General features: G+C 67.8%; 6 protein-coding genes. 1 reads left to right on the top strand and 5 read right to left on the bottom strand.

Going from position 1 to position 5,311, the window contains the following annotated elements:
• The 5 genes from HUU94_RS11485 to HUU94_RS11465 all read right to left on the bottom strand — a co-directional run.
• On the bottom strand, nt 1-765 hold a 765-nt coding region (locus tag HUU94_RS11485; protein ID WP_174275210.1), incomplete at its 3' end, for a coniferyl-alcohol dehydrogenase.
• A gap of 56 nt (nt 766-821) precedes the next feature.
• The gene (locus HUU94_RS11480; protein WP_174275209.1) at nt 822-1,721 is read right to left on the bottom strand and encodes an acyl-CoA thioesterase; all 900 of its coding nucleotides are present in this window, start codon (nt 1,719-1,721) and stop codon (nt 822-824) included.
• A 15-nt stretch (nt 1,722-1,736) separates the two neighbouring features.
• Nucleotides 1,737-2,426, bottom strand: coding sequence for a TetR/AcrR family transcriptional regulator (locus HUU94_RS11475; protein WP_174275208.1), 690 nt, complete (start codon nt 2,424-2,426; stop codon nt 1,737-1,739).
• A 96-nt stretch (nt 2,427-2,522) separates the two neighbouring features.
• Nucleotides 2,523-3,995 carry an aldehyde dehydrogenase family protein gene (locus HUU94_RS11470; RefSeq protein WP_174275207.1) on the bottom strand — a complete coding sequence of 491 codons (1,473 nt, stop codon included), beginning with the start codon at nt 3,993-3,995 and terminating at the stop codon, nt 2,523-2,525.
• Nucleotides 3,996-4,047: 52 nt separating this feature from the next.
• Nucleotides 4,048-4,791, bottom strand: coding sequence for an SDR family oxidoreductase (locus HUU94_RS11465; RefSeq protein WP_174275206.1), 744 nt, complete (start codon nt 4,789-4,791; stop codon nt 4,048-4,050).
• Nucleotides 4,792-4,925: 134 nt separating this feature from the next.
• On the opposite strand from HUU94_RS11465, the gene HUU94_RS11460 reads away from it, so the two are divergent.
• On the top strand, nt 4,926-5,311 hold a 386-nt coding region (locus tag HUU94_RS11460; RefSeq protein WP_217429615.1), incomplete at its 3' end, for an alpha/beta fold hydrolase.

Genomic DNA, 5,311 nt, shown 5'->3' with positions numbered 1-5,311 from the left:
GCCGGCGCGCCCGCCATCCACGGGCAGCGCGACGCCGCTGATGTAGCTCGCCGCATCGCTGTTCAGGAAGACCAGCGCCCCCGACTGTTCCTCGGGGGTGGACCGGCGCCCGATCGGCTGGGCCGCGGCTTCGAGGATCGCGGCCGGCGCGCTGGCCTCGAAATGCGGCCACATCGGCGTCTGCGTCGGCCCCGGCATGGTGCAGTTGATGCGGATGCCGCGCGCGACCAGCTCGTCGGCCAGCGCCATCGTCCAGACGATCACCGCCTCCTTGGAGAGGACATAGCCCTCGCTGACCTCGTTCGGATGCGCCTCGCACCACGCGAGACCCTCGGCATAGCTCTTCGTGTTGACCAGTTCGAGCACGGTCGGCAGGCGGGTCGGCCAACCGATCCCGGCGGTCGACGCGATGCTGGCGATGGCGCCGCCGTCGTCCATCAGCGGCATCACCGCCTCGGTCAGCGCGCGGGTGCCGAGGAAGTTGGTCTTCATTACCTCCATCGCCCCGAACAAGCCGGGCATCCCCGCGCAATTGAACAGCGCATCGATCCGGCCGCCGATTTCAGCGACGCCGGCGGCGATCTGCGCCTCGTCGCGTATGTCGATGCGGGTGAAGGAGGCGAGATCGAGCGCGCAAGGCTTGTAGTCGATGCCATGCACCTCGGCGCCAAGCTCGAGCAGCAGCCGGGCCGTCGCCTCGCCCATGCCCGAATGGCAGCCGGCGATGACGACACGCTTGCCCGCATAGCCCAGGAAATCGGCCATGGTTCCCTCTCCTCGCCTCTCGCCGCATCCGTGGAGCGGCGTTTCCTTTCGGGACGCTAGCCTAGGTCTCGTTCGGCTCCCACGGCCGCCGCGCCCTGATCGTCCCGGCGATGCGGCCTGGCACGCGCACTGATCTCCTGCGCGACGCTCGCGACCAGCACGCCCGAGCGATCGTAAATCAGCCCGCGGGCAAGCCCCCGGCCTTGCCCCGCCCAGGGGCTGTCGGTGCGATAGAGCAGCCAGTCGCCCGCGTTCATCGGCGCATGGAACCAGAGGCTGTGGTTGAGCGAGGCGACATGGACGCGCCGGCCCGCGCTCGCCGTGCCCGCCAGCCAATAATCGGAAGCGAAGGCGAGCAGGCACTGGTGCGCGTGGCCCGCGGCGATGCCGGCGGCGCTGGGCATGCGGAACCAATGGTCACGCTGGCGAAGTTCCATCGTCCCCAAGAGGATCGCGTCGGGATCGATCAGCCGGATCTCCACCGGAAAGGGAAGACGCGCGCTGTGCACCAGCACTTTCGGCAGGCGATCGGCATGGCCGAGGACATAATCCCGCAGGCTGGGCAACGTCTCGGGCGCGGGCACACCCTCGACATCCCCCATCTGGTACGCGCCACCGTCCTCCGGATCGTGAAACGAGCAGAGCAGATCGAAGATCGGGCGACCACCCTGCGTGGCGAGCACCCGGCGTTGCGCGAAGCGGCGGCCGTCGCGCGACCGCTCGACCTGATAATCGACAGGCTCGGCGACCACGCCGCCGCGCAGGAACATGGCCGACAGACTGTGCGCCGGCCAGTCCGCCACCGTCGTGCACGCGGCGGCAAGCGCCTGGCAGAGCGGCTGGCCGCCGAAGATCATGCCGGCGCGATTGTCCTGGTTGAGCGCGCTGCGCAGCCGGTCCGGTCCGACCGGCTCCAGCGCGATAAGCTGAGCCGCGCCGAGCGCATCCTCGATCATCACCGACCCGCCTGCTCAGTCCGCAGTCGCGCGGATATCGCGGATGCCGAGCGCGATCAGCCGCGCCTGCGCGCACAACATGCGATCGACATGACCCGCTTCGTCCTCGACCCCCTGCTCCTGTACCGTCTCGCGGAAATAGGTGGTGGTGATCACCGTCGCGAGCCGTTCGAAGCCGGTCAACAGCACGGTGGCGAGAAACACGGCGCGCTGCTCGCGCGAACCAGGATCTCCGTCCACGCCGGCGCGCGGGTTGCCATCCATCTGCCGTGCCAGCAATCCGATCAGCGGGAACGACATGCGATTGCGATACTCGACGAAACGCGCGTCGTCCTCGTCGGCGAAGTTGTTGCGCATGTGCAGGATGCGCGCATGACGGCGCCAGAACCGATAGTGCGCGCGCAGGAAATCGAGGCAGGATTCCTCCAGCCGCTCATCCGGCCATCTGCCGCGCAGCCTGTCGATGAAGGCGTCGTCGGCGCTGTCCATCACCCGGCGGAGCGCGGCCAGTACGAGAGCGCCAAGATCGGGGAAGTAGAGATAGAGCGTGGTCATGCCGACCGACGCTTCGCGCGCGACGCCGCTCAGCGTGATCGGCGCATCCTGCTGGGGTTTGCCGAGCAGGCAGAGCGCGGCCCGCAATATGCGCTCGCGGGTTTCCTGCCCCTTGCGGCCGAGCCGCTGCCCCAGGAGGTTGTGGCTCACCTCCTGCGATCGGGGCTTGGCTCGGGTTTCTGTCAGCATCGGGTCACGTCATCCTGTTCGGAACGGCCGCCATCCCAACTGTCGTGCACAGTCACGTCAAGCGGCGATGCCGACGCCGATCGCCTTGGTGGCGAGATATTCGTGGAAGCCCTCAAGCCCCCATTCCTTGCCGATGCCCGATTGCTTGTAGCCACCGAAGGGCAGGTCGACATTGATCGGCAGGCCCCCGTTGATGCTGATCGTGCCGCTCCGGATGCGCCGGGCGATGCGCAGCGCGCGCTCCGGATTGCCCGAGCGAACCGCGCCGGAAAGGCCGTAGTCGCTGTCGTTGGCGATGCGGATCGCATCCTCGTCGTCCTCGAAGGGGATGACGACCAGCACCGGCCCGAATATTTCCTCGCGCGCGATCTTCATGTCGTTGGTGACGTCGACGAAACAGGTCGGCTCGACGAAGAAGCCGGCGCCCTTGTCGATCGCGATATTGCCGCCAGCGAGCAGGCGTGCGCCCTCGGCCTTGCCGCTTTCGATGTAGGACATCACCCGGTCGCGCTGGCGCGCCGAGATCAGCGGGCCCATCACGTTGGCGGGATCATCCGGATTGCCCCACATCGTGGCGTAATAGGCGTAGGTCTGCTCGAGCACCGCGATCGCCTCCTCGTAGCGGCTCCGGGGCACGAGCAGGCGGGTGATCGTCGCGCAGCCCTGGCCGGCGTGGAAGCAGACGATCGACTGCGCGACCGTCATGGCGAAATCGGGCGTGTCCTCGAGCACGATCGCGGCGGACTTGCCGCCAAGTTCCAAGAACACGCGTTTCAGCGTCGCCGAGCCCTTCTCCATGATCCGCTTGCCCACCCCGGTCGACCCGGTGAAGGAGATGAGGTCGATGCGCGGGTCGGTCGTCAGCATCTCGCCGAGCAGCGCCGGATCGCTGCCGGTGACGACGTTGAGCACGCCGGCGGGCAAGCCGACCTCGTCCGCCAGTTCGCCCCAGATCGCGCTCATCAGCGGCGTGTCGGGCGCGGGCTTGATGACGACGGTGCAGCCGACCAGCAGCGCCGGGATCACCTTGCCGATGCTGATGTAGAGCGGCGCGTTCCAAGGCGTGATGACGCCGACCACGCCGATCGGTTCCTTGACCACGATCCGGTCGGTTTTCAGGCCGAAGGTTGTGCTGTCGCCCATCGGCTTTTCCCATTCGATCTGGTCGAAGATGTCGAACAAGCGGTGGATGAAACCGAGTGGGCCGTCGACCTGCGCCATCGCCGTCGCGCCAGGCGCGGAGCCGACCTCGTGCCGCGCGATTTCGGCCAGCCGGTCGCGGTTGGCCTTCAGTTTTTCGACCAGCTTCGTCACCAGTTCCCGACGCTTGGCCGGGTTGGTCGGCCAGTCGGTCTCGTCAAAGGCGCGTCGCGCCGCGGCGATCGCCTCTTCCATGTCTTCGGCGGAGGCGTCGGCGGCGCGGGCGATCACCTCGCCCGTCCAAGGTCCGATGTCGTCGTAGGTCTTGCCGCCCGCCGCGTCGCGCAGTTTGCCGTCGATGTAAAGCTTGCCGTCGGATAGGGTAGCCATGGGTCTTTCCTCTGCTGCGACCGGCTCGCGTGACTGGGGCCGGCGGAAATGATCAGTCGAGCACGCGGCTCTGGAAGCGGACCACGCCGACATGCACGTCGGGTGGCAGATCGAGCAGCGTGCGGAAGATGGCGGTGGTCGAATGATATTGCGATATGCCCCGCGCCATCAGGTTGAGCCCACGCTTCATCGACGCTTCGAAGAAGCGCTCCATCGCCACCGGATCCATTTCGGGCATGGTCGTGCCGTCGCCCATCATCTGCCCGGCGCGGACCGTGGTCACGCGGATACCCTTCTCGCCCAACTCGGCGTGGAGATGCACGCCGAATGTCTCGAGCCCGGCTTTCGTCGCCTGATAAAGGGTGAGATGCGCGAACGGTTCGTCGATCGATTCCGAACTCAGGTTGATGATGTGCCCGCCGCGGCTGAGCATGGGGATCGCGGAACGGGAGCAGAAGATCGGGCCGGCAAGATTGGTGAGCACGGCGCCGAGGATCTGCTCGTCGCTCGCTTCCTCGACCAGGAAGGGCTTGAAGATCGCCGCGTTGTTGATCAGCGCATCGATCTTCGGGTGCGTCCGGGCGATCTCGGCGAAGGCCGCGCGCACCGAATCCGCCGAGGTCACGTCGCATTCCACGGCCAGCGCGCTTCCGCCGATCGCGTCCGCCACCGCCCGCACCTTGTCGAGCGAGCGGCCGAGCAGCACCACGGTCTCGCCGTCGCCCGCGAAGCGCTGCGCCAGCGCGCGACCGAGACCGCCGTTCGCGCCCGTGATAACGATGATCTTGCCCGCCATGCCACTCCTCTCGCTCTGTCGCCGCGGGTGCATAGACATGACGTGCCGGCCGGCCGGCCGCAACGCCCCTGGCCATCGCGGCGGCGATAACCGCTCTCAGGCGAGCGGGAGGGCTTCGCTTCGCGGCCCGGTTTGTGGCCTTGACGGTACGTGAGGGCAAGCAGGAGCAAGAGCGGATGGAGCGGATCGAATATCAGGGCGCCGGGGTCACCCTGATCGCCGACGCGGACGGACCGGCGGACGCTATTCCGGTGCTGTTCCTCCACGGCGGCGGCCAGACCCGGCAGAGCTGGGGCCATGCCATCGCGCAGGCGGCGAAAGCCGGCTATCGCGCGATCTCGCTCGATCTGCGCGGTCACGGCGAGAGCGGCTGGTCGCCGGACGGCGTCTACGATCTCACCCTGTTCGCCGCCGACGTGCGCGCCGTTACCGCTACGCTGGCACGGCCGCCGGTGCTGGTCGGCGCGTCGCTCGGCGGTCTCGCCGGGCTGATGGTGGCCGCCTATCCGCCACTGCCGGT

Source organism: Sphingomonas bacterium (assembly GCF_903644055.1).
Lineage (GTDB): Bacteria > Pseudomonadota > Alphaproteobacteria > Sphingomonadales > Sphingomonadaceae > Sphingomonas_I.
This window is presented reverse-complemented; position numbering and strand designations above follow the sequence as displayed.

Coding starts and splice junctions, on each gene's coding strand:
- HUU94_RS11465 (WP_174275206.1), bottom strand. CDS start 4,791: ATGGCGGGCAAGATCATCGTTATCACGGGCGCGAACGGCGGTCTCGGT.
- HUU94_RS11480 (WP_174275209.1), bottom strand. CDS start 1,721: ATGATCGAGGATGCGCTCGGCGCGGCTCAGCTTATCGCGCTGGAGCCG.
- HUU94_RS11470 (WP_174275207.1), bottom strand. CDS start 3,995: ATGGCTACCCTATCCGACGGCAAGCTTTACATCGACGGCAAACTGCGC.